Genomic DNA, 23,434 nt, shown 5'->3' on the forward strand with positions numbered 1-23,434 from the left:
CCCGCCCGGCGACTTCGGGTTCGTACCGAGGAACTGTTCCCCGCCTGGTAGGCGACACGCGGCAGCTGGGTGACGGTCGCGGAACAACGGGGGCCGAAGAGCTACACGTATGACTTATGACTGCACGCATCTCTCGCACCCGCGTGGCGCTCGCCGCCGCGCTCTGTGCGATCGCCCTCGGGGCGCAGCCCGTCGCCGCCGCCTCGGATTCGGCACCCAAGCCGATGCGGCCCGGCGCGAAGCTGACCCTGATGAAGCACGACGGTCGCTCCAGCACCGTGCCGTCGGAGGCGTCCTTCGCGCTTCTGACCTGCAACCCTCCCGGTGGCACCCACCCGACGCCCCAGGCCGCCTGCGGGCTGCTGCGGGATGTGAAGGGGAACATCCACAAGCTCGACAAGAACCCGAACCAGATGTGCACCAAGCAGTACAAGCCGGTGACGGTGCACGCCTACGGCCACTGGCACGGCCGCTATGTGAACCAGTGGAAGACCTTCGCCAACGCCTGCGAGGCCAAGGCGGCCACCGGCGAGGTCTTCACCTTCTGACCGCCGCAGCTCGCCACCGAGGAGCCGTGCCGCACCTGCCTGCGGCACGGCTCTTCCGTTGCCCGCCACGACCGCACCGGACCCCTCTCGTTCACAGAGGGAAAGGACCGAAGGAAGCACGATGCGAGGAAGCAGCCGCCCGTGACCCTCTCCACGACGCTCCAGCCCCTGCGCCGCCGCCTCACACCGACCGGACCACCGGCCCCGCCCGGACGCGACCCCTTTTTCGACAACGCCAAGTTCCTGCTCGTGGTCCTGGTCGTCATCGGCCACAACTGGGCCGTCCTCGTACGGGACATGGAGACCGTCAAGGCCGCGTACACCGTCCTCTACCTCTTCCACATGCCGGCGTTCGTGCTGCTCTGCGGCCTCTTCTCGCGCGGATTCACCGGCACGGGCCCACAGATCAGAGCCCTGCTCACCCGCGTCCTCGCGCCGTACCTGCTCTTCACCGTCGCCTACAAGGCACTGCAGACCCTGATCTACGACGCCCCGTTCGCGCTCACGCCCACCGAACCCACCTACCTGCTGTGGTTCCTGGTCGCCCTCTTCCTGTGGCGCATCACCGCGCCCGTGTGGCGGGCCGTGCGCCACCCCGTCGCCCTCGCCGTGCTGATCTCGCTCGCCGCGGGCCTCACCGGCATCGGCTACGAACTCGCCCTGCCCCGCGTCCTGATGTTCCTGCCCTGGTTCGTGCTCGGGCTCCGGCTGCGCCCCGAGCACTTCCACCGCCTCCGCACCCGCGCTGTGCGCCGCTCGGCCCCGCTCGTGCTGCTCGCGGCACTCGCCCTCGCGTACGCCATCGCACCGCACATCAACGCCAACTGGCTCTACATGCGGAACAACAACGCCGAGCTCCAGACCGGCTCACTGGAATACCTCGCGATCCGGCTCGGCCTGTTCGTCGTGTCGGCCGCGCTGATCGTGGCGTTCTTCGCGCTGGTCCCCGCCCGTCGCACCGTGTTCACGGCACTCGGCGCGGCCACCATGTTCCCGTTCCTGGTGCACGGCCTGCTCGTCCAGACGGGACAGGCGTACGGGATGTACGAGCTGGTCGGACGGCTCGGCGCCGGGGCGCTGCTGCTGCTCGCGCTGTTCGGGGTGGCCGTGACCGCGGTGCTGTCCAGCGCGCCGGTCCGCCGCGTCCTGCGCCCCGTGGTCGAACCTCGGTTCCCCCGGTTCCTGATCCCCGACGATTCCCTTACGGTCCGTCAAGAAGCGGCGGGAGAAAGCTCGGTGACGTCTCGTCAGGACGCGACGCGTGCGGCGCGCAACCAGTCGTAGGCCGCCTTTGCCGTGAACTCTCGCTGTCCGCCCGGGAATACGAGACCCGCCGTGGCGAACGCCGGGTCGTCGGCGGTCGCCGCCACATACGGGATCGCGATACAGCCCATGCCCGCCTTGTGCGCGGCCACCGCGCCCGGCGCCGCGTCCTCCAGGACGACACAGTCGGCGGGCGCGACCCCGAGGCGGCGGGCCGCCTCCAGGAAGACATCGGGCTCCGGCTTCCCCTGCGGCACCTCCTCGGCCGAGACCAGCGTGGTCAGCAGCGCGTCGAGGCCCGTGCCCCGCAGGATCGCGGTGATCGCCGCCCGCGACGAACCCGACGCCACGGCCATCGGCACCCCCTGCGCGTGCAGCAGCTCGACGAAGGCCCGCATCTGCGGGTACGCGTGCGTCTCGGCCGCCGCCAGCTCCAGGTACAGCCGGTTCTTCTCGGCGAGCAGCGCCTCGAGCGGCGTGCTCAGCGCGTACTTCTCCCGCCAGATCGCCAGCGTCTCGGCCGTGCTGATGCCCACGTACGTCTCGTGCTCCTGCCACGTGAAGTCCGGGACGCCCTGCGCGGCGAGCAGCTGCCGGCCGGCCTCGAAGTAGTTGGGCTCGCTGTCCACGAGTGTGCCGTCGAGATCGAAGACGACGGCGGTGTGCGCGAGGCCGGGGGCGCTGCTGCTCGGAGTGCTCATGCCTCCCAGCATGCCAAGACGGGGCAGAAGTCGGCCGTGCGGGTGGGGACCGGGCTCAGCGCCGCTCGCGCCGGTCCGCCGCCGCCCCGACCGACGCGACGAGCGGCAGCAGCCGGTGCGGAACGCGTTCGCGCAGGGCGACCTCGGTCCGGGTGCGGACCACGCCCGGCAGCTGGATGAGCTGCTGGATGAGGTCCTCCAGATGCGCGTTGTCCCGCGCCGCGACACGGGTCAGCAGGTCGCCGCCGCCGGTGATCGAGAACGCCTCGATGATCTCCGGAACCGCCGCCAGGGCGTCCCCCACCTCGTCCAGGTGCCCCTGCGTGACCTCGACGTGCACGAACGCAAGCACCGGATGCCCGAGCGCGGCGGGCGAAAGCGTCGGCCCGGTCCCCGTGATCACGCCGTCCCGCTCAAGGCGGTCGAGCCGCGCCTGCAGGGTGCCCCGCGCGATGCCGAGCATCCGGGCGTACTCCCGCACGCTCGTGCGCGGCTGCTCCAACAGCAGCCGGAGAATACGGGTGTCGAGTGCGTCCACCGCCATGTCGCCCGGCCTCCTGCCCCCGCCCGGACGGTGTGCTCCGTCCGCGTCGTCCCTTGCCTCCGTACGCAATTCGATCCGTACGTACGCGATGTCCCGCCTCGAATGTACCAATGGCCCGCATACCCGGCCTGGCGATGGGCCAACGGCCGGCAGTCCCGGACCGGATCTGAGGCTGTGTGCGAACGGAGGGGTGCTCCGGACGGCGGCGGTCGGCGTGCACGGGGGGCGGGTGAGCCCGTGTGCTCGTTCGTATGGCCAACGAGGTGAGCTACCACAGCAGCACCGCGCAGCAGGCCCCGGCGACCCCGGGCGTCTGCTCCGCGGCCCCGAACGCGACACGGCGCCGGGCGCTCGGACTGGCGGCCGGGCTCCTCGGCGCCGGCGCCCTGGGCTTCCGCCTGCCGGTCCCCGAGAGCGCCCTGCTCGACCCCGCCGACGCCGGTCCGCTGACCGGGGGGTGCAGCGCGTACTACGACCACGAGTACGAGGAGCTGCTCGCGGCCGTCGACGAGTCACGGTTCCGGCTGACCGACGCGGATCTCCGTGACCCCGGACTCGCGGGCGGTTGCGCCGACCCCGCAGCGCAGGACCGCGGCGCCGGCTGGGAGCCGGGCGGCGGCACGGACTGGGCGCGCGAGACCGCACCCACCGGACCCTGGTCCTGGACCGGCAGCGGCGAGGGGCGCGGGAACGACGAACGGTCCCTGTGCCCGGCGGAGTCCGCCGCCGGTCCCGAGGCCGCGGGCGCCCCGGCGGTCGGCCGCCCCTGGGCCCGGCCGCTGACCCGCAGCTACCGCATCACCACCGGCTACCGCGTCCGCGGCGACTGGCTCGCCGGGTACCACACCGGCGTCGACCTGGCCGTCCCGCAAGGCACGCCGGTCTATTCGGTCGCCGCGGGCGTCGTGGTCCTGGCCCGCCGGTCCGGTGCGTACGGCAAGGCCGTGACGATCAGGATGCGGGACGGTCGCTACGTGCTCTTCGCGCACCTGTCCCGGATCCGCGTGAAGGCCGGAGCCCGCGTCCACGCCGGACAGCGGATCGCCGACAGCGGCAACACCGGCCGTTCCACCGGCCCCCACCTGCACCTGGAGATCCGCGCCCGGCGCGGCTACGGATCCGACATCAACCCCCTCACCTATCTGAAGAAGCGCGGGATCCGGATCTAGCGCGCCGCGCTCACGGGACCGCGGCAGTGGTCCGTTGGCCCTCCAGTGGTCGAGAGGGAACGCCCCGCACTGGGCCATTGGCCCAGCCGTTACGCCTGCTGTTGAACCATCAGCGGTCCAGGTGTTGAGATGTACGAGTCGATGGCGCTGCGGTTCCTCCGGGATCTCCGCGGCGCCTTTCTCATGTCGCGGTGCCTGCGGGCGCGGAAGGGGCGGGGCAACTTGCTGAAGAAGGCGTTCGTGACGCCGGACCCGGGGCGGGTACGGCTCCGGTTCGCGACGCGCGGCGTGCTCGGGATCGCGCTGGCCGTCGCGCTGTGCGGAGCCGTGGGGCATTCGCTCGTGGCGGCGATCACCGGCGGCCTGGCCGCGCTGCTCGCGCTGTTCACGGTGACCGACGCGACGGTGCGCGGACAAGCGGTGACGACGGCGCTGCTGCCGGCCGTCGGCCTTCCGGTGCTCGCCCTCGCGGCCGTGCTGCACGACGTCCCCCTCGCCCGTGACCTGGCCTTCCTCGCGACCGTCGGGGCGGGCGTGTACGCGCGCAGGTGGGGGCCGCGCGGGCACTCGCTCGGCGTGTTCGCGTTCATGACCTTCTTCGCCGCACAGTTCCTGCACACCGTGCCCGCGCAGCTGCCCGAGCTGTACGCCGCCGTCCTGCTCTCGCTCTCCGCCGCGGCCGCGGTGCGCTTCGGGGCGTGGTGCTACGAGCGCCGGTCGCCCGCCCCGGCGGCCGTGCCCGCGCCGACCGGCGGGACCGGGCTCAGGCGGATCACCACCCGGCAGGCCGTACAGGCCACCGTCGGCGCGGGCTTCGCGCTCGCGATCGGGCAGGTGCTGTCCGACGAGCGGTGGTACTGGGCCGTCGGCGCGACCTGGTGGGTGTTCGTGAACACGAGCTCGCGCGGCGAGACCGTCGTGCGCGGGTTCCGCAGGTTCCTCGGGACCGTCCTCGGCATCGTGCTCGGATTCCTCGTCGCCGTACCGCTGCACGACGAGCCGGTCGCCGCCGCCGTCATCGTCGCCCTGAGCGTCTTCGGGATCTTCTACACGGCGGCCGTCTCGTACACGTGGATGATGCTCGCCGTGACCGTGATGGCGAGCATGCTGTACGGCCTGCTCGGCGTCCTCGACCCGGCCCTGCTCGCGCTCCGGGTGAGCGAGACCGCTGTCGGTGCCCTCGGCGCCGTCCTGGCCGTGCTCCTCGTCCTGCCGGTCACCACGCACTCCGTGACCGACGCGTGGGTGGAGCGCGCTCTGTGGTCCGTGCACGCCTGCACCGCGGAGGCCGCCGCCCGGCTCGCGGGAAGCACCGAGGCGGACCCGGCCGCCAGGGTGGCGGAGCTCGAGACGAATCTGGGGCGCGTACGGCTCTCCCTCGCGCCCCTCGTGCATCCGTTCAGCCCGATGAAGGCACGCAAGGGGCGCGCCCGGCAGGTGCTCGCGCTGCTCGACGACTGCGCGCGCGAGGCGCGCGGGCTCGCCGCTGTCGCCGCCGACCCGGAGGCCTCGCACGACGCGCGGCTCGCCGCGGCGTGCTGGCGGGTGGAGGCCGCCGTCGAGGCGCTGACCGATGCGCCGAGCACCGGGGGAACTCGCCGCCCGGGCGCGACGCCCGCCCCCGAGCCGACCGGCACCGAACCGGTGCTCGCCCACCTCCGTGCCCTCGAGCACTCCCTGCTCGAACTCGCCGTGCCGCTGCGGCGCTCCGACCGGCTGCCGGTGGGCGCCTGACGGCGGGACGGCCGATCTTCGACCGCCTGGTCTAGACCTACTGCTACGGTCGTGCCCCGACAGGCACCGCCGTCGCAGGACGAACTCGCAGGGGGTCACACGTGGGCAGCGCCAGGGCGTTCATCGGTTCCTTCACCTCCGCCGGAGGGCGCGGCATCACCGCCGCCGCCGTCGACCCGGACAGCGGAGCCCTGACACCCCTGGCCTCCACCGCCACCGTCCCCGACCCCTCATACCTCGCCCTCACACCCGGCGGGGACGTCCTGTACGCGGTGAGCGAGACCGAGGACGGCGCGGCCGCCGCCTTCTCCGTACGCGGTGACGTACCGGAGCTCATCGCCCCACCCGTCCCTGTCCAGGGCGCGGGACCCACCCACCTCGCGCTCGCCGCGGGCCACCTGCTCACCGCCAACTACGGCTCGGGCAGCGTCTCCTGCCTGCCCTTGGGCCCCGACGCCGCACCCACCCCCGGTCACGTCCTCCGGCACCGCGGGGCGGGCCCGGACCCGGACCGGCAGGACGGCCCGCACGCCCACCAGGTGCTGCCCGCCCCGAGCGGCGGCTGGATCCTGACCGTCGACCTCGGCACCGACACCGTGGACGTCTGCACCCTCACCGACGGCACGCTGCGCGTCCACGGGCGAGCGGCCCTGCGCCCCGGCAGCGGGCCGCGCCACCTGGCCTTCCACCCCGACGGACGGACCGTCCACGTACTCCACGAGCTCGTCCCGGCCCTCACCGTCTGCGACTGGGACCCGGCCGCCGGCCTGCTCGCGCCGCGCGCCGAGATCCCCGTCCTCGACACCGTCCCGACCGGCGACGCCTACCCCTCGGCGGTTGTCGTCGCGCCCGACGGACGCTTCGTATGGACCGCGACGCGCGGCCAGGACGTCATCTCCGCCCTGGCGGCCGACCCGGACGCGGCGGACGGCTCGGGGCTCCGCCTCACCGCCACCGTCGACTGCGGCGGGCACTGGCCCCGCGACCTGGCCCTGCACCCCTCGGGCCGGTTCCTGTACGCGGCGAACGAGCGCTCCGGGGACGTCACCTGGTTCACCGTCGACCCGGACTCGGGCGTTCCGCGGCGCGGCGGCTCCGTCGCGGCCCCGGCGGCGTCCTGCGTGGTCTTCGGCTGAGCCGTCGTAGTCGGCGGGGGCGGCGCGGTCGGCGGGGTCCCGCGCGGGCACGAGGTGTACGCGAAGGGCCCGTCACCCGGCATCCCGGGGGACGGGCCCTTGGAGGCTCTGTCGGACGATAAAGCTGAGGCGCTCAACGCGACTGCGGGGCGCCCTGCGCCTGCGGCGGCGTGATGCCGAGAGCGGCCATGTACTGGGAAAGGGCCAGCTTGCCGATCGCCGGGTACGCACCCAGGGCCTCGGCGTAGGCGCAGCCCGCGTCCTTCGCGGCGGCGTCGAGGAGGCCCTCGGGCACCTCGGGGCCGATCAGGTGCGGGGCGAGCGCCAGGTGCGTGGAACCGGAGCCCCGCAGCTGCTCGGCGGTCGCGGCGATCGCGCCGTCCTGGTCGAGCGCGGCGGCCATCACCGGCACCGCGAGGCGCGCGGCGAGCAGCATGCCGGTGATCCCGGCCGCCTGCACCGCCTCCTCGCCGCCGATGGTCGCGAGGATGATGCCGTCCGCGGCCGTGGCGACCGTGAAGAGCCGCGCCCGGTCGGCACGGGCGAGCCCGGCCTCCGACAGGCGCACGTGCAGCGCCTCGGCGAGCAGCGGGTGCGGGCCGAGCACATCGGTCAGCTCGGCGGCCACGCGGCTGTCCATGACGGCCTGGCGGACCTGGCGCATCAGCGCGTTGTCGGGCCCCGCGAGCAGCGGTACGACGACGGCGACGGGGCCCTGCGGAGCGGGCACGTCGTGGCCGGCGGCGAGCGCCTGCTGGTGGCGGGCGGTGCGCTGCTCGGCGGCGTGCGCGAGCACGGTGGGCAGCGTCGGGTACTCGGCGTCGTCGCCGTCGAGGTAGCCGATCCTGGCGTCCAGGCCGGGCAGCTCGGAACGGGCGATGCTGACGACCTCTTCGGCGAGACCGCGCGTCGCGGCGGTGGGTGCGCCGGGCACGGCGAGAACCAGCGCGGGTGCTCCCTCGGGAGCCACCGCGGGTTCCGGACGGCGGTGCCGACCGGGCTGGCGAGGTCGCGGCATTCGTACGGGCAGGCCGTTGTCGGGCCCAGTGGGGGAGCTCATGGCGCCGCATGCTACTGGTTTCCCGCATGCCCTTGTTCGGGCAGGTGGCACCTGAGTGGTATCCGTCCGGTTTTTTCCGTTACGCGGCGAATTCCGCAACTGCCGGAATCCGCGCCCGAGTTGACGCGCATCGACACACCCGCAGGTCAGGAGCGGTGAACGTCACAGGGCGCGAGCCGCTGTGACGTTCCTCCCTCGTGCTGCTCCCCTCTTACGGCAGGTGCAGCATGCGCCCGTCGTGCGGCAGCCGCAGCGAGCCGTCCGCGAGCGCCCGCGCGAGGACCACGGCGCCGTCGAGCGGGTCCCCGTCCGCCACCACGGCGCGCGCGGCGGGCAGTTGGGCGGCCAGCTCGTCCTCGAGCGGTACGAGCAGGGGCGCGCCCATCTTGAACAGGCCGCCGGTGAGGGCGACTTCGCACTCCGTCCCGCCCGGGCTCACGGCGACCGCCGCCTCCGCGATATGCCGTGCCGCGTCGCGCAGAATCCCCGCGGCGACCTGGTCGTGCGGCGCGCAGCGGGCCACGTCGGGCGCGAACGAGGCCAGGACCGCGGGCCGGTCGGTCCGTGGGTAGAGCTTGCCGGGCAGCTCGTTCATCGGCCCGTCGAACCTCGCCTCGGCGCATGTAAGCAGCGCCTGTGAACCGCCGCGCCGACCGTCGTACGCACGCATCGCCGCGTCGAGTCCGGCCCGCCCGATCCAGGCGCCGCCACCGCAGTCGCCGAGGAGATGTCCCCAGCCGTCGGCCCGCCGCCAGGTCTCCAGATCCGTGCCGAGCGAGATCAGGCCGGTGCCACCGGCGACGACGGCGCCCGGCCGTTGCCCGAGCGCCCCCGCGTACGCCGTCACCGCGTCCGCCGCGAGCGCGAGCCGTCGTACCGCGAAGGTCTCAAGCAGCGCAGCGGGCAGCCGCTCCCGCAGGTCGTCGCCGAGCGTCGCCATGCCCGCGGCGCCCACGGCCACGGCGGCGACCGCTCCGCCACCCGCGCCCTCGATCAACTCGCGGGCCATCGGCGTCAGTTGATCCAGCAGATGCCCGGCGTCGATCCCCGCCGCGCCCGTGCGCACGGGCGTACGGGAGGCCAGGCTCTGGTGGCGGCCGCCCGCACCGTCTGCCGGTGCCAGGGCGACGCGCAGGCCGGAGCCGCCGGAGTCGACACCGAGCACCCAGGACGCGGCAGCGGTCACGGCAGCCGCCAGTCCACGGGCTGCGCGCCCTGCCGGGCCAGCAGGTCGTTGACGCGGCTGAACGGGCGCGAGCCGAAGAACCCGCGGTCCGCGGACATCGGCGAGGGGTGCGAGGACTCCACGGCCGGAAGGTCGCCGAGCAGGGGACGGAGGTTGCGCGCGTCCCGCCCCCACAGGATCGACACCAGCGGGCGGCCCCGCGCGGCCAGGGCGCGGATGGCCTGCTCGGTGACCTCTTCCCAGCCCTTGCCGCGGTGCGCCGCCGGGCGCCGGGGGGCCGTGGTGAGCGCCCTGTTGAGCAGCAGCACACCCTGCCGGGTCCACGGCGTGAGGTCGCCGTTGCCCGGCTGCGGCAGGCCCAGGTCGGAGCCGAGCTCGCTGTAGATGTTGATCAGGCTCGGCGGCAGGGGCCGGACCTCGGGCGCGACGGAGAAGCTCAGCCCCACCGCATGCCCCGGCGTCGGATACGGGTCCTGCCCGACGATGAGCACCTTCACCTCGTCGAAGGGCTGCTGGAAGGCTCTCAGGACGTGCGCCCCGGACGGGAGGTAGGTCCGGCCCGCGGCGATCTCCGCGCGCAGGAAGTCCCCCATCCCGGCGATGCGTTCGGCCACCGGCTCCAGCGCCTGGGCCCACCCTGGTTCGACGATTTCTTTCAACGGTCGTGCTGCCACGGCGTCACCCTACTGGTGCAACGGACCCGGCGATCAACCCCGAGATCAACCCGGTGCCTGGGCACGAGATCAGCCCGGAGACCATCGCCGGAGTCCGCCGTCGAGCCGCCCGTCGCGATCCCGCCCGTGGGCCCCGTTGGCCCCGTACCCCCGGATCCCCCCGGGGCCGGATCCCTCCCGCCCCGATCAGTCGTCGATCACCGCCGCCCGTACGCACAGCACGTCCGGCAGGTGCGAGGCGAGGAGTTGCCAGCTCTCGCCGTCGTCCGCGCTCGCGTACAGCTCGCCGTTGCGGTTGCCGAAGTAGACGCCTGCCGGGTCCGCGTCGTCCGTGCAGAGCGCGTCTCTCAGCACCGTGCCGTAGTGGTCGGTCTCCGGGAGGCCCTCGGAGAGCGGCTCCCAGGTCTTGCCCGCGTTCTGCGTACGGAAGACGCGGCAGCGGTGCTCCGCGGGGACCCGGTCCGCGTCGGCGTTGATCGGGAAGACGTACGCCGTGTCCGCGCGGCGCGGGTGGGCGGCCACCGCGAAGCCGAAGTCGGAGGGCAGGCCCTCGCCGATGTCGGTCCAGCGGGCGCCGCCGTCGTCGCTTCTGTAGACCCCCCAGTGGTTCTGGAGATAGAGCCGGTCCGGGTCGGCCGCGTCCCGCGCGACCTTGTGCACGCACTGGCCGAACTCGGGGTTCGGATCGGGCAGGAACACCGCGGACACCCCGGAGTTGGAGGGCGCCCAGCTCTCCCCGCCGTCCGCGGTGCGGAACACCCCGGCCGTGGAGACGGCGACCGTGATCGCCGCCGGGTCCCGGGCGTCGGTCAGGATCGTGTGCAGCCCCTCGCCGCCACCGCCCGGCTCCCAGCGCGAGCGCGTCGGGTGCTCCCACAGCGGCCGGACGAGCTCGAAGCTCTCGCCGCGGTCCTCCGAGCGGTACAGGGCGGCGGGTTCCGTGCCCGCGTACACCACGTCGGGTTCGGCCGCCGAGGGGTGCAGCTGCCAGACGCGCTCCAGCGAAGCCCCGGTGTCCTGGGGGAACTTGACGGGTGCCTTGGTGGGCTCGGTCCAGGTGGCGCCCAGGTCGTCGGAGTGGAAGACCGACGGGCCCCAGTGCGCACTGTCCCCGCCGGCCAGGAGGCGGGGGGTGGCGCCCCGGGTGTCGATCGCGACGGAGTACACCGCCTGCGCGTTGAAGTGCGGTCCGTCGAACTCCCAGGCGACGCCTCGCCTGCGTCCGAGGAAGAGTCCCTTGCGCGTGCCTACGGCGAGCAGAACATCGGTCGGCATGCCGACCACCTCCGGTGCATGTCGGTTGACCTCGTTGTCCACGACATGCCTCAGTCTGCACCCGGCCACTGACAACGGCCCGGAAAACACCCCGGACCTGCGACGACCCTGTAGATCGGCGTCGAGGGACCGTCTGCTGAGTGGTTGTGGAGCCTGGCGGTCCGGTCCGCCGAGCCGTCGTGGAGCCAGGTGTTTCGTTGCGGCGAGCGGTCGCGGGGCCTGGAGGCCCGGAGTCGGGCGGGCGGGGCTCCTGGTGCTCCGCTCCGTCGAGGCGTACTGGAGTCCGGAGGTCCGGTCCGTCGAGGCGGCGCTGAGCTTGGCGCTCCGCTACGTCCAGCCGTCGCGCAGCCTGGCCCTCAACTACGCCGAGCGTCGCGGGCCCCCTGGCCACACCACCGAGCTGATCGCCGCGATCTCCCCGGCCCGACCCGGCAGCAGCCGCGGAGTTCGCTGCCGTCAGCTCGTGACACCGAGCCTTGCGGGGCCTGGGGGTCCGGTTCGCCGTGCGGTCGTGGGGCCTGGGGGTCCGGTTCGCCGAGCGGTCGGGGAGCCTGGGCGTTCGGTTCGCCGAGCCATCCCGGAGCCAGGTGCTCCGGCCCGTCGAGCCGCAGCGGGGCTGCCCGGAGGATCGGCCCACCAAGGCGGCGCGGAGCGGCGGGCCGGTCCGTAAAACCGGCGCGGAGCGACGCGCTTCGCCACCTCCAGCCGTAGCGCACCAGGTCCTCCGTTACCCCGACCGGCCGCGGACCCCTCCCACCACCGAGCCGATCGCCGCGATCTCACCGGGGCCGACCCGGCAGCAGCCGCCCACGAGTCGTGCGCCCGCGTCCACCCAGCCCTGTACGCGCTCGGCCGAGAACGTGGCGGGGCCGCGCCAGGCGCGGGCCGTCGCGTCCCAGTGCTCGCCGCTGTTGGGGTAGACCACGACGGGCTTGCCGGTCACCCGCGCCGCGATCGGCACGGCCACGTCGGCGTCCTGCGGGCTGCAGCAGTTGACGCCGACCGCGAAGATCTCGTCGCACTCGGCCGCGAGCGCGAAGGCCTCCTCCAGGGGCTGCCCGGCCCGCGTCCGCGTCCCCGCCACGCTGTACGAGAGCCAGGCGGGCACGCCCAGGCCGCGCACCGCGCGCAGCAGTGCCTCCGCCTCGTCCGTGTCCGGCACGGTCTCCAGGGCGAACGCGTCGGGCCCGGCCGCGGCCAGGGCCTCCAGGCGGGGACGGTGGAAGTGCGCGAGCGCGTCGACCCCGAGCCCGTACCGGCCGCGGTACTCCGAGCCGTCCGCGAGCATCGCCCCGTACGGCCCGGCGGAGGCGGCCACCCACAGCGGGCGGCGCACTCCGGCAGCGAGGGCGCGCGCGGCGGCCTCGCGCGCCGACTGCACACTCAGGTGCAGCAGTTCGCTCGTGCGTGCGGAGTCGAAGCCGTACCGGGCGAAGCCCTCGTACGTGGCCTGGTAGCTGGCCGTGATGGCGACGCTCGCGCCCGCCTCGAAGTACGCGGAATGGGCCTCGGTGACGGCCTCCGGCAGGTCCGCGAGCAGCCGCGCCGACCACAGCGCGTCGCTCAGGTCGTGCCCGGCGGACTCCAGCTGGTTCGACATCCCGCCGTCGAGGACCACCGGCCCCGCGGCGACCGCCTCGGGCAGTGAGGGCCGCACGCGCGGCGGTTCCGTTGCTCTTCCCATACGTCGAAGCTAACGCGGACGCCCGCCGCGGGACCCCTGCGGACCCGGCCGTACGCTGGGGCCATGGCAACGGTACTGATCCTCAACGGCCCCAATCTGAACCTGCTCGGCACGCGCGAGCCCGGCATCTACGGGGCGCAGACCCTGAAGGACGTCGAGGCCCTGTGCGAGGAGGCCGCGGCGGGGCTCGGCCTGACCGCGGACTGCCGGCAGTCGAACCACGAGGGCGAGTTGATCGACTGGATCCACGAGGCGGGCCGCGAGCAGGCCGAGGGCCGGCTCATCGGCGCGGTGATCAACGCCGGTGCGTACACGCACACGTCGGTCGCGCTGCACGACGCGATCAAGGGGGTCGGGCTGCGCGCCATCGAGGTGCACATCTCCAACGTGCACGCGCGCGAGCCGTTCCGGAACCACTCGCACCTCTCCCCGGCCGCCGCGGGCATCGTCGTCGGCTTCGGCACGGAGGGCTACCGCCTGGCGATCGAGGGCCTGGACCGGCTCGCGAAGTCCGCAGCCGCCTGACCCTCGTCGTACGGAAGTCCTACGGAGTCGTACGGAAAAGGGGCGCGCCCGGGCGGGCGCGCCCCTTGCGCGTCGGGAGGGCAGCGGCTCAGCAGCGTGCGGTGAGCCGGACTCCGCACTTCGGGTCGAGGACCGGCTCGTCGGGCGCGGGGCCCACGCGGGAGAGCAGAAGCAGCCAGCCGTCGGGGACTTGGACCCAGGTGCGAGTGCAAAGAACCCGGGCGCTGAACGCGTGTCCGCGCCAGTGGCCCGAGGCGCTGAGCGTGCGGCGGGTGATGCCGGCGCGGCCGTTGACGGTCGCGATGGTCTCCTCCGGGACGAGCTCGGACACGACCAGGCGTCCGGTGGACAGTTCCTCTATCTCCGCGCTGCGATCGAAGCTGCGGCCGTCCGGGCGGACGGAGACGAATTGCGGGTGCAGCATCCGGTCGAGGGCGTCCATGTCCCGGTCCAGGACGGCGGCGCCGAGCCGCCGTTCGGCACCGATCAGGGCCTCAGCGGGAAAGATGTCGTCCATTGCGCCGATCGTACGGGTCCGTCGGGTCCCGTGGGAGGGTCCGCGGGGATGTGCGGCATGCACTTGCAACGATCATGCTCGCCCGCGGGCCGTCCGGCGGGCGCGGCGAGGGTCGGCCGCGCGGGCGCGTCAACTCCCTTGTTCGGAGGGTGACATGCGGAACGCCGAGGCGATCGACGCACCCCTGAGTGTCGGGCGGGCCGCCCGGAGCACTCATGGCGTACGTCGATCGCCTCACTGACGCGTCCGCGTACCGTCGACGGGTTCGCTGCTCAGATCGCCCACGCGTACTGGTTCGGAACGCGTATGTCCGCGTCCAGTTCACGGGCCGCGTGCAGCGCCCACGAGGGGTTGCGCAGCAGCTCGCGGCCGAGGAGGACGGCGTCCGCCTCGCCGTTGTCGAGGAGCTTCTCGGCCTGCTTGGCCTCGGTGATCAGGCCGACCGCGGCGACCGGCAGCCCGGCCTCCTGCTTGACGCGGGTGGCGAACGGCGCCTGGTAGCCGGGCCCGACGGGGATCGTGACGCCCGTGGCGTTGCCGCCGGAGGAGACGTCGAGCAGGTCGACGCCGTGCTCCTTCAGGTCCCGCGCGAACCGCACCGTGTCGTCGGCGGTCCAGCCGCCCTCGTCCAGCCAGTCGGTGGCCGAGACGCGGAAGAACAGCGGCTTGTCCTCGGGCCACACCGCCCGTACGGCGTCGACGACTTCGAGGGGGAAGCGGGTGCGGTTCTCGTACGAGCCGCCGTACGCGTCGGTGCGCTGGTTGGAGTGCGGGGAGAGGAACTCGTGGATGAGGTAGCCGTGTGCGCCGTGCACCTCGACGACCTCGAAGCCGGCGTCGAGTGCCCGCCGGGCCGCGTCGGCGAACTGCCCGACGATCGCGTGAATCTGGTCGACCGTCAGCTCGGTCGGTACGGGGTGGTCGTCCCGGAACGGCACCGGGCTCGGGCCGAGCGGCTGCCAGCCGTGCTCGTCGGCGCCGACCGGGGCGCCGCGGTTCACCCAGGGGCGCTCGGTGGAGGCCTTGCGCCCGGCGTGCGCGATCTGGATGCCGGGCACGGTGCCGTGCGCCTTGAGGAACTCGGTGATCCGGCGCAGGGCCGCGACCTGGGTGTCGTTCCAGATGCCGAGGTCGAAGGGGCTGATCCGGCCCTCCGGGCTGACGGCGGTGGCCTCGAGGAGGATCAGCCCGGTGCCGCCGGTGGCGCGGGCGCCGTAGTGCGCGAAGTGCCAGTCGAGGGCCACGCCGGCGTTCGGGCCGAAGACCTCCGCCGAGTACTGGCACATGGGCGCCATCCACACACGGTTGGGGATGGTCACCGAGCGGAGGGTGTACGGCTCGAACAGGGCACTCACGGCGGAACTCCATTCGTGGACGGTTTCCGGCGCCGCGGGGGCGGCGCCGGTTCGTTAGTACGATAGCCACCGTAGTACGAGAACTGTCAAACTACGAGAGTTCTCGTACAATGAGTTTCCGAGGGACTTACGGACGACCGGGACCATGGAGTGGAGCCGCAGTGACCCCCGCCACGAAGAGCGCGGCCGGCAGCCGCACGCTGGAACACCCCGCACTCGAAGAGATCCGGCTGGAAGGCGTGCTGCACGCGCTCTCCGACCCGATGAGGCTGCGTATCGTCACCGAACTGGCCTGCTGCGAGGAGGAGTTGGCCTGCTCGTACTTCGAGCTGCCGGTCACCAAGTCGACCACCACGCACCACTTCCGGGTGCTGCGCGAGAGCGGCGTGATCCGGCAGTGCTACCGGGGCACGGCCAAGATGAGCGGCCTGCGCCGCGACGACCTGGACGCGCTCTTCCCCGGACTCCTCGACAGCGTCCTCGACGCGGCCACGCGGCAGGCGGACCGGCTCGGCGGAGCCTGAACCCTCGGCCGCCGCGCTGGGGCGGTTGGCGCGTCAGCCCAAGTCCAGGGTGTCCAGCCAGTCGACGAGCAGGCGGTTCACATCGGCGGGCCGTTCCTGTTGCACCCAGTGTCCGCATCCGTCGAGCAGGTGGGCCGCGTGCAGGTTCGGCACGGTTTCCGGAAAGGCGGCGACGGCGTCGGCGAGCCAGCGCGTGGAGGCGTCGAGTGCACCGGCGACGTACAGCGCGGGCTGCGTGACCGGTGCTCCGTCCCAGGGCGCGAGCTCCTCCCAGTCGCGGTCGGCGTTGCGGTAGCGGTTGAGGGCACCCGTGAAGCCCGTAAGGCTGAACTCAGCGGTACGGGCGTCGAGTTCGGCCTCCGTCAGCCAGGCGGGCAGGACGGCTTCGGGGAAGCGCTCGGACATGCGGGCGCCGGGCGGGACGAAGAACGGCGAGGGGCCGTCGTGCGCCATGGTGTCCGCCGAGAGCGCCGCGTAGAAACCGGCGAGCCAGGACCGTACATCGGACTCGATCTCGGCCTCGGCCCTGCCCGGCTCCTGGAAGTACCGGACGTAGAACTCCTCGTCCCCGCCGATCCCGGCGAACGCCTCGCTGGGCCGCATGGGACCGCGCGGGCTGTACGGCACCCCCAGCATCCCGACTCCGGCGCACACGTCCGGCCGGGCGAGCGCGGTATTGGCCGCGATCGGCGACCCCCAGTCGTGGCCCACGAGCACCGCGCGCTGCGCGCCGAGCGCCCGTACGACCGCCGCGTTGTCCTCGACTAGTTCGAGCATCCGGTACGCGGCGGGGTCGGCGGGAACGGTGGATCGTCCGTAGCCGCGCACGTCCAGCGCGACCGCGCGGTACCCGGCGGCGGCGAGCGCGGGCAACTGGTGGCGCCAGGACGACCAGCTCTCCGGAAACCCGTGCAGGAGCAGCACCAGCGGTCCGGTGCCCTGTTCGACGAGGTGGAGGGGGCCTGCGGGGCCGTCGACGTGGCGGTGCCTCGGCTCAGGGTGAGGCGTGGGTGCTGGCATGGGCTCTCCGTAAGTTGTTAGGCGGCCCGGGAGGGCTGGCACGGCACCTCGCCGCACGCCCGAATCACCCAAGTACATCCAGTACGAGGGAGATCCGGGCGCACGCCGATGCACCGCACCAGACGCCGCGGCCTGATCCGCGAAGATCCGCCGGACAGGCCCTAGTCGCTGTTCCGCGCGCCCTCGCGTGCTGCCGCGAACAGCCCTTCCCAGTCCGGGATCTTCACCGGGCCGCGGCCGAGGGAGGTGCCGAGGGCTGCTTCCGCGCGTTCGATGGACTCCCAGCCGGACCATTCGACGGGGCGGAGGCCGAGGGCGCGCAGGGCGGTGAGGGGGTCGTCCGCGCGGTCACGGACCGCGCGGGGGCGCGCGGCGGCGTCCTCCAGAAGGGAGTTGACGGTCTCCTTCGCGCAGGGCCGGTTGGTGCCGATCACTCCGGTGGGGCCGCGCTTGATCCAGCCCGCCACGTACTCACCGGGGGAGACATGCCCCGCGCGCAGCACGCGGCCCGCCTCGTGCGGCACCGTGCCCGACGCGGGGTCGAACGGCATCCCTTCCAGGGGAACGCCCCGATAGCCGACCGAGCGCAGCACCAACTCCGCCTGGACGTCCTCGAATTGGCCTGTGCCCCGGACGCCGCCCGCCCCGTCCGGCACGGTCCGCTCGAACCGCACCGCACCCACCCGGCCCCCAACTTCGAGGAGTTCGACGGGCCGCAGAAAGAAGCGCAGATGGATCCTGCGGGTGGCCTCGGACCCGGACCCGGACCCGGACCCGGAACCGCTCCCCGCCCCGCCGTGCGGCGGTTGCTCGGACCAGCCCTTGAGCACATCTACGTTGCGACGGTTCGCGGCAGGCAGGGAGGAGGGGTCGGCGCAGGCGGGGTCAAGCGCCAACTCGGCCGGATCGACCAGGACTTCGGCGTCCGCGAGGGTGCCGAGCTCCCGCAGCTCCTTGGTCGTGAACTTGGCCTGCGAGGGGCCGCGCCTGCCCACCATGTGCACGTCCCGCACCGCGCTCCCGGCCAGCGCGTCGAGGGCGGCCTGGGGCATGTCGGTGGGCCGGAGCTCGTCGGCACCGCGGGCGAGGATGCGGGTCACGTCCACGGCGACGTTCCCCACACCGATCACGACGGCCGAGCGCACATCCCGTACGAAGGAACGACCGCGGTGAGGGGAGCCATGCGGGGAGCCGTTCGCGGTGGCGTCCGGGTGGGCGCTGTACCAGGACACGAACTCGGTGGCCGACCAGCTGCCCGGCAGGTCCTCGCCGGGAATGCCCAGCTGCCGGTCGGTGGCGGCGCCCACGCAGTACACCACCGCGTCGTACAGCTCCAGGAGCTGTGCGGGGGAGAGGCGGCCGGGGCCGACCTCGACGCCGCCGAGGAAGCGTACGTGCGGGTCGTCGAGGACCGTGCGCAGATTGTTCTGCAGCGATTTGATCTTCTCGTGGTCCGGCGCGACACCGTATCTGACCAGGCCGTACGGGCATGGAAGCCGGTCCAGGACGTCGACGCGGACGTCCTCGCCGGCCCGCGCGGCGCCCGGCTCGCCGGGGTCCGCGGACCGTGCGTGCGCCACCAGGGTCTGGGCGGTGTAGACCCCGCTCGGCCCCGATCCGACGACGGCGACATGCAGCACGGCGGCTCCTTCCGAGAGGTGGTGCCCCGGGTGCTTCCAGCATCCCACCGCCGCCTCCGCAGGGGGAGGTGCACGCGCGGCCCGCCTCAGGAACCCTCGAAAGGCCCTGAGTCACCGCTCGCGGGCGGCTCAGGACATGCCGCGCATCCGGTTGATCTCGGCGGTCTGCTGGGCCACCGTGTCGTTGGCCATCTCCTCGATCTGGATGTTGTTGCCCTCGGCCAGTAGATCGGTGGCCATCGTCACGGCGCCGCCGTGGTGCGTGATCATCAGCTTCAGGAACAGTTCGTCGAACGCCGCGCCCTCGGCCGCGCGCAAGGTCTTGAGCTGCGCCTCGCTCGCCATGCCGGGCATCGGGGCGTCACCGTGGCCGTCTCCGTGGCTGTGGGAGCCGCCGTCCTCGCCCTCGCCCTTCCCTTCGTCCTGCCCCTGGTCCTCGCGCTGGTGGGCGTCGTGCTTCTTCAGCCAGCCCTTCATCGCGTCGATCTCGGGCCCCTGGGCGGCGCTGATGCGTTCGGCGAGGCCCTTCACCTTGGTGGACTTGGCGCGTTCCGGGGCGAGTTCGGTCATGACGAGGGCTTGCGCGTGGTGCTCGATCATCATCTCGGCGTAGGCGAAGTCAGCCGAATTGGGGGTGTCGTCGTCGCTCTTCGCGGCGGCTTCCTCGGGCGAGAGCCGCTCGTTGTCCTCGCCGGGCTTGCCCGGGGCGATCACGGACGGGCCGCCTTTCCCGGCACCCTCCGCGGACGCCTTGTCGCTCGCCGATGAGGCGTCACATCCGGTCAGGGCAAGGCTGATGAGGGCCACCGCTGCGGCTGCGGTGAGCACGTGGGAGCGCATCGGACTGCGGCGGTTCGGCACAACTGCCTCCAGTGGCACACGTGTTGTCGGACGAGACGAGAGGTGTGTGGGCCCTGTGGAGAAGGGCCGTCGATCGAGACCGTCCTAGCACGTTTCCGTAAGTGGATGATCAAAAACTTCCATTACAAGTACGTTGCCATCTGTTGATATGGGCATGGCGAGCACGATACTGCCGGTGTCCATGAACCGTTCAACCATGAACGGCGACAAGGGAGGGGACGCAGTGACCCTGTTGAACGAACCCCGAGCGAGACGCAGACGCCTGGGAGTCTTCGCCGCGGCCGCCGGGCTGGCCGCAGCGCTCCTGACGGCAGGACCTGCCGCGGCGACCCCCGATCCGGGCGATGCGCCCACCAAGCGCGAGGTCTCCAAGAGCGAGCAGGCCGAGGCCGAGAAGGCGATCAAGAGCGGCGAGATACCGGGGCAGGACGAGATCGTCCACTCCGACAACATCGAGCACCTCGGCAACACCCCCAAGGACGCGCTGAAGGGCACCAATTCGGACCTGGCGTTCCAGGGGCGGTACGCGTTCGCAGGCAACTACGACGGCTTCCGCGTCTTCGACATCAGCAACCCGAAGAAGCCGAAGACCGTCGCCCAAGTGCTCTGCCCCGGCTCGCAGAACGACGTGTCGGTCTCCGGGAACCTGCTGTTCCTGTCCACCGACTCCTCGCGCAGCGACAGCAGTTGCAACAGCACCACCCAGCCGGCGACCGAGAAGTCCTCGTGGGAGGGCATGAAGGTCTTCGACATCAGCGACAAGCGCAACCCGAAGTACGTCTCCGCCGTCGAGACCGCCTGCGGCTCGCACACCCACACCCTGGTGCCCGAGCGCAAGAACGTCTACGTGTACGTCTCCTCGTACTCGCCGAGCGCCACGTTCCCCGACTGTCAGCCGCCGCACGACGGCATCTCCGTCATCAAGGTGCCGCGCAACGCGCCCGAGAAGGCGAAGGTCGTCGGCTTCCCGGTGCTCTTCCCGGGTGACGGCCAGGACGGCGGCGGCAACCCGGGCGGGCCCACCAACCCGGGCGTCTCGAAGACCACCGGCTGCCACGACATCACCGTGCTGCCCTCCAAGGACCTCGCGGCGGGCGCGTGCATGGGTGACGGCATCCTCTTCGACATCGAGGATCCGGAGGAACCGAAGGTCATCGACCAGGTGCAGGACAACGTGAACTTCGCGTTCTGGCACTCGGCGACCTTCAACCAGAAGGCGAACAAGGTCGTCTTCACCGACGAGCTCGGCGGCGGCGGCGCGGCCACCTGCAACGCGGAGATCGGACCGGACCGCGGCGCCGACGGCATCTACGAGATCAAGGGCAGCGGCGACGACCGCAAGCTGGTCTTCAAGAGCTACTTCAAGATCCCGCGCCACCAGGCGGACACCGAGAACTGTGTCGCCCACAACGGCTCGATCATCCCGGTCAAGGGCAAGGACCTGATGGTTCAGGCCTGGTACCAGGGCGGCGTCTCCGTCTGGGACTTCACCGACTCGGCCAAGCCGAAGGAGATCGCGTACTTCGAGCGCGGCCCGCTCTCCACGGACGCCATGCAGTCGGGCGGCTCGTGGTCGGCGTACTACTACAACGGCCACATCTACTCCAACGACATGGCCAAGGGCTTCGACGTACTGAAGATCAACGACAGGCGTACGGACCCGGCCGAGCGCGTCCGGATGCACGAGCTCAACGTGCAGACGCAGCCCGACTACTTCGACTGATCCGACTGCACCATCTGATCCGTCGGATCGGTCTGATTCGTTCGATGCGCCTGATCCATCCGATCGGTCTGACGGGCATCGGTGGGCCGCGGGACGATCGTCGGCTCGCTCGTCGCCCCGGTGTGCGGCCTCGCGCCGCCCACCGGGGCCTGCGTCGTCGAACGGTGACCGCCGGGCGGCTTCTCGCCCGGCGGGAACCCGGACTTCCAGTCGAGCCCGTACCGCTGGAACAGCTCGGCGCGCAGCGTGCCCGCGGGCATCGGCGCACCCGGCAGCAGCACCGCGACCACGGCGCCCATCAACAGGGCGCGCAGCAACGGGTATTCGACGTCCACGTCCTCGGCGCCGTATCGCTGCACCGTGTCCCTCAGGAGCTCCGCGAGCCGCTGCTGCTCGGGGCACTGCACGAATCCCTCGGCTTGCAGGATGCCCGCCATGTGCGTGCGCATCAGGAGCGGCCGGTCCTGCGCGAGGCCCAGGATCGCGTCGATGGCGCGGGCGAGCCGCTCGCGTCCGTCGTCGGTACGGGGCTCGCGCTCCAGGGCGGCTTCGAGGGTGAGGTGCATCAGGCGGTGCACGGCGGACTGCAGGAGCTGTCGCTTGCCGGGGAAGTAGTACGAGACCAGGCCGCGGGCCGAACCGGCGAGATCCGCGATGTCACCGAGTGTCGTCGCCTCGTAACCACGCTCGTCCACGAGGGTCACCGTCGCGTCGAGGAGCCGCTCGCGGGACCGGCGCCGCAATTCCTCGTTGACCGCTGCGCTTCGCGGAGACATCCTGTAACTCCTGCGTTGACTGGCTCACAGCCAACTATACTCAGCGCGTGCCGGTCGGATCCCTTCGGGACCCGGTCCGGCCAGGCCGTTCGCATTTCGGGCGACGCGGGGGATCGCCCGAAATGCGGCGGCGTTTTGCTGTGCGGGGGAACTCACCCCGATCGCGCCGTCTCACGTGCCCCGACAGGGGCGCGGGGAACTGCGCGATCAGCCACGACGGCGCGGCACCCGATCGACGGCCTCGTGGCCGGGTCCAGGGGCGGGCGGGGGAGAAGCCGTGCCGTCAGCCTTCGTCCGGCGTCAGGTCCGGAATCGTGAGAGCACCGTCGGCGGACAGGGGGAAGCCCGGGTTGTGGGCGACCTCCCAGGCGTGGCCGTCCGGGTCGAGGAAGACGCCCGTGTAGAAGCCGAGTTCGGAGAGCGTGCCCGGCTTCGTGATGCGCGCCCCGGCCCGCCGCGCCGTGTCGAGCAGGTCGTCCACCTCCGCCGCCGAGCGGACGTTGTGCGCGAGGGCGATGCCGCCGAAGCCCGGGCCGCCCGGAGCCTCGGCGGGCTCGACCCCGCAGTCCGCGGCCAGCTTCTCGCGGCCCCAGAGGACCAGGCCCTGCCCGCCGGCCTGGAAGAAGACGGTCTCCTGGACCTCCTGGCCGCGCCACCCGAGGGCTTCGTAGAAGGCACGGGAGCGGGCCAGGTCGCGGACACCGAGCGTGATCAGACTGATGCGCTGTTCCATCCGGTCACCGTAGTACCGGAGTTGGGGCCGACCGCGGCTCAGGCCACCGGTCGGCGTACGCACAGCGCGTCGAGGCCAAGCGTGAACGACGCCGGATCCGTCACCGACAGGCCGAACACCTGCTCCCGGTCGAGGCCCACCGTCACGTGCACGCAGAACGCGACCACGTACATGAACCCCTCGGTCTCCTCGTCCTCAAGCACGAACAGCAGGTGGTAGTCGTACCGCGTGCCCTCGTCCGTCTCGTGCAGGACCAGGTGCGGGGCGTCGAGCTGGTCGCCGAGGCCGATGAACGCGCCCGTGAGGGTCTCCTCGACGTCCTCCCAGAACGCCTCGTCGCCGAGCGGCAGGGACAGCGCCTGGCGCACCGCCTGCTTGAGGGTGAGCACCATGACGTGCGTGGGGGCCTGCTCCTGCAGCGCGAAGCCGGGGATGATCCGGACGATCGACGCCCCCGGCAGCTCCTTCGCCGCCGCCTGCACCGGACCGAAACGGAACGCCCCGGACGTACCGGAGGACTCGGTGGCCTCCGCGAGCGCCGCCTGGAGCCGGGCCTCGGCAGCCCCCGCCTGCTCGGCGCAGGCGGGGGTCACCGCGATCAGGGGCTTGAAGGCGACAGCGGCGAGCCGGTCGGTGGACTGCCCGGCCTGTGCGCTGCCGTGGTCCGTCGTCGTGTCCGTCATCGGCTTCTCCCCTGTGTCCGGCCTGGCTCTGTGCCTCGCGTGATCAACTGGCGGGCGACAGTATGCCTTTGGCGGTGTGGTGTGGCACACACCGTCTCGCGGG

Annotated in this window: 23 protein-coding genes; 8 read left to right on the plus strand and 15 right to left on the minus strand. The window is 72.4% G+C overall.

Translation table 11 applies throughout. The features are described 5' to 3' along the window. The first annotated feature begins 116 nt into the window (after positions 1–116). Both RCO28_RS10055 and RCO28_RS10060 read left to right on the plus strand, forming a co-directional pair. Positions 117–548, plus strand: coding sequence for an SSI family serine proteinase inhibitor (locus RCO28_RS10055; RefSeq protein WP_308940656.1), 432 nt, complete (start codon positions 117–119; stop codon positions 546–548). 141 nt (positions 549–689) lie between these two features. Then, on the plus strand, positions 690–1,832 hold the full coding sequence (locus RCO28_RS10060) for an acyltransferase family protein (protein ID WP_308940657.1): 1,143 nt from the start codon (positions 690–692) through the stop codon (positions 1,830–1,832). On the opposite strand, the gene RCO28_RS10065 is transcribed toward RCO28_RS10060, so the two are convergent. Together RCO28_RS10065 and RCO28_RS10070 are read right to left on the minus strand one after the other, a co-directional pair. Then, the gene (locus RCO28_RS10065) at positions 1,796–2,512 is read right to left on the minus strand and encodes an HAD family phosphatase (protein ID WP_308940658.1); all 717 of its coding nucleotides are present in this window, start codon (positions 2,510–2,512) and stop codon (positions 1,796–1,798) included. The genes RCO28_RS10060 and RCO28_RS10065 overlap by 37 nt on opposite strands. A 55-nt stretch (positions 2,513–2,567) precedes the next feature. Then, on the minus strand, positions 2,568–3,056 hold the full coding sequence (locus tag RCO28_RS10070) for an Lrp/AsnC family transcriptional regulator (RefSeq protein WP_308940659.1): 489 nt from the start codon (positions 3,054–3,056) through the stop codon (positions 2,568–2,570). A 251-nt stretch (positions 3,057–3,307) separates the two neighbouring features. Here RCO28_RS10070 and RCO28_RS10075 point away from each other — a divergent pair, with 251 nt between their 5' ends. The 3 genes from RCO28_RS10075 to RCO28_RS10085 all read left to right on the plus strand — a co-directional run bounded on the left by RCO28_RS10075 (position 3,308) and on the right by RCO28_RS10085 (position 7,095). Continuing rightward, a complete protein-coding gene (locus RCO28_RS10075; RefSeq protein ID WP_308940660.1) occupies positions 3,308–4,225 on the plus strand; it encodes a M23 family metallopeptidase in 918 nt (305 codons plus the stop codon). A gap of 222 nt (positions 4,226–4,447) precedes the next feature. After that, entirely contained in the window at positions 4,448–5,959 is a 1,512-nt protein-coding gene (locus RCO28_RS10080) for an FUSC family protein (RefSeq protein WP_308940661.1), read from the plus strand. Positions 5,960–6,060: 101 nt separating this feature from the next. Beyond that, a complete protein-coding gene (locus RCO28_RS10085) occupies positions 6,061–7,095 on the plus strand; it encodes a lactonase family protein (RefSeq protein ID WP_308940662.1) in 1,035 nt (344 codons plus the stop codon). 133 nt (positions 7,096–7,228) lie between these two features. On the opposite strand, the gene RCO28_RS10090 is transcribed toward RCO28_RS10085, so the two are convergent. From RCO28_RS10090 to mmuM, 5 genes are all read right to left on the minus strand, one after another. After that, on the minus strand, positions 7,229–8,155 hold the full coding sequence (locus RCO28_RS10090; RefSeq protein ID WP_308940663.1) for a hypothetical protein: 927 nt from the start codon (positions 8,153–8,155) through the stop codon (positions 7,229–7,231). A gap of 211 nt (positions 8,156–8,366) precedes the next feature. Next, positions 8,367–9,341 (minus strand): BadF/BadG/BcrA/BcrD ATPase family protein, encoded by a 975-nt coding sequence (locus tag RCO28_RS10095; RefSeq protein WP_308940664.1) that lies wholly within the window; start codon positions 9,339–9,341, stop codon positions 8,367–8,369. Next, positions 9,338–10,015 carry a uracil-DNA glycosylase gene (locus RCO28_RS10100; RefSeq protein WP_308940665.1) on the minus strand — a complete coding sequence of 226 codons (678 nt, stop codon included), beginning with the start codon at positions 10,013–10,015 and terminating at the stop codon, positions 9,338–9,340. The genes RCO28_RS10095 and RCO28_RS10100 overlap by 4 nt, the downstream gene beginning before the upstream one ends. Positions 10,016–10,201: 186 nt before the next feature. After that, positions 10,202–11,359 carry an exo-alpha-sialidase gene (locus tag RCO28_RS10105; protein ID WP_308940749.1) on the minus strand — a complete coding sequence of 386 codons (1,158 nt, stop codon included), beginning with the start codon at positions 11,357–11,359 and terminating at the stop codon, positions 10,202–10,204. 658 nt (positions 11,360–12,017) lie between these two features. Next, complete coding sequence (mmuM, locus tag RCO28_RS10110) at positions 12,018–12,974, minus strand: homocysteine S-methyltransferase (RefSeq protein ID WP_308940666.1); 957 nt, start codon at positions 12,972–12,974, stop codon at positions 12,018–12,020. Between the two features lie 63 nt (positions 12,975–13,037). Between mmuM and aroQ the strand changes: the two genes are divergently transcribed. Next, a complete protein-coding gene (aroQ, locus tag RCO28_RS10115) occupies positions 13,038–13,499 on the plus strand; it encodes a type II 3-dehydroquinate dehydratase (RefSeq protein WP_308940667.1) in 462 nt (153 codons plus the stop codon). Between the two features lie 88 nt (positions 13,500–13,587). On the opposite strand, the gene RCO28_RS10120 is transcribed toward aroQ, so the two are convergent. Continuing rightward, positions 13,588–14,016, minus strand: coding sequence for a nuclear transport factor 2 family protein (locus tag RCO28_RS10120; RefSeq protein ID WP_308940668.1), 429 nt, complete (start codon positions 14,014–14,016; stop codon positions 13,588–13,590). 272 nt (positions 14,017–14,288) lie between these two features. Further along, complete coding sequence (locus RCO28_RS10125; RefSeq protein ID WP_308940669.1) at positions 14,289–15,371, minus strand: NADH:flavin oxidoreductase/NADH oxidase; 1,083 nt, start codon at positions 15,369–15,371, stop codon at positions 14,289–14,291. Positions 15,372–15,532: 161 nt separating this feature from the next. Between RCO28_RS10125 and RCO28_RS10130 the strand changes: the two genes are divergently transcribed. Further along, positions 15,533–15,895, plus strand: coding sequence for a helix-turn-helix transcriptional regulator (locus tag RCO28_RS10130; protein ID WP_308940670.1), 363 nt, complete (start codon positions 15,533–15,535; stop codon positions 15,893–15,895). A gap of 33 nt (positions 15,896–15,928) precedes the next feature. On the opposite strand, the gene RCO28_RS10135 is transcribed toward RCO28_RS10130, so the two are convergent. The 3 genes from RCO28_RS10135 to RCO28_RS10145 form a co-directional block, all read right to left on the minus strand. Then, on the minus strand, positions 15,929–16,915 hold the full coding sequence (locus tag RCO28_RS10135; protein WP_308940671.1) for an alpha/beta hydrolase: 987 nt from the start codon (positions 16,913–16,915) through the stop codon (positions 15,929–15,931). Between the two features lie 161 nt (positions 16,916–17,076). Continuing rightward, a complete protein-coding gene (locus RCO28_RS10140) occupies positions 17,077–18,555 on the minus strand; it encodes an FAD-dependent oxidoreductase (protein WP_308940672.1) in 1,479 nt (492 codons plus the stop codon). Positions 18,556–18,684: 129 nt separating this feature from the next. After that, a complete protein-coding gene (locus tag RCO28_RS10145) occupies positions 18,685–19,416 on the minus strand; it encodes a DUF305 domain-containing protein (protein ID WP_374991130.1) in 732 nt (243 codons plus the stop codon). Between the two features lie 196 nt (positions 19,417–19,612). Here RCO28_RS10145 and RCO28_RS10150 point away from each other — a divergent pair, with 196 nt between their 5' ends. Then, complete coding sequence (locus tag RCO28_RS10150) at positions 19,613–21,139, plus strand: LVIVD repeat-containing protein (RefSeq protein WP_374991139.1); 1,527 nt, start codon at positions 19,613–19,615, stop codon at positions 21,137–21,139. Here RCO28_RS10150 and RCO28_RS10155 read toward each other — a convergent pair. The 3 genes from RCO28_RS10155 to RCO28_RS10165 form a co-directional block, all read right to left on the minus strand. Continuing rightward, entirely contained in the window at positions 21,127–21,915 is a 789-nt protein-coding gene (locus RCO28_RS10155; protein WP_308940674.1) for a TetR family transcriptional regulator, read from the minus strand. The genes RCO28_RS10150 and RCO28_RS10155 overlap by 13 nt on opposite strands. A 283-nt stretch (positions 21,916–22,198) precedes the next feature. Continuing rightward, positions 22,199–22,648 (minus strand): VOC family protein, encoded by a 450-nt coding sequence (locus RCO28_RS10160; protein ID WP_308940675.1) that lies wholly within the window; start codon positions 22,646–22,648, stop codon positions 22,199–22,201. A 38-nt stretch (positions 22,649–22,686) separates the two neighbouring features. Beyond that, the gene (locus RCO28_RS10165; RefSeq protein ID WP_308940676.1) at positions 22,687–23,331 is read right to left on the minus strand and encodes a Type-2Aa cytolytic delta-endotoxin; all 645 of its coding nucleotides are present in this window, start codon (positions 23,329–23,331) and stop codon (positions 22,687–22,689) included. Positions 23,332–23,434 lie beyond the last annotated feature (103 nt).

The organism is Streptomyces sp. LHD-70 (assembly GCF_031157275.1).
Lineage (GTDB): Bacteria > Actinomycetota > Actinomycetes > Streptomycetales > Streptomycetaceae > Streptomyces.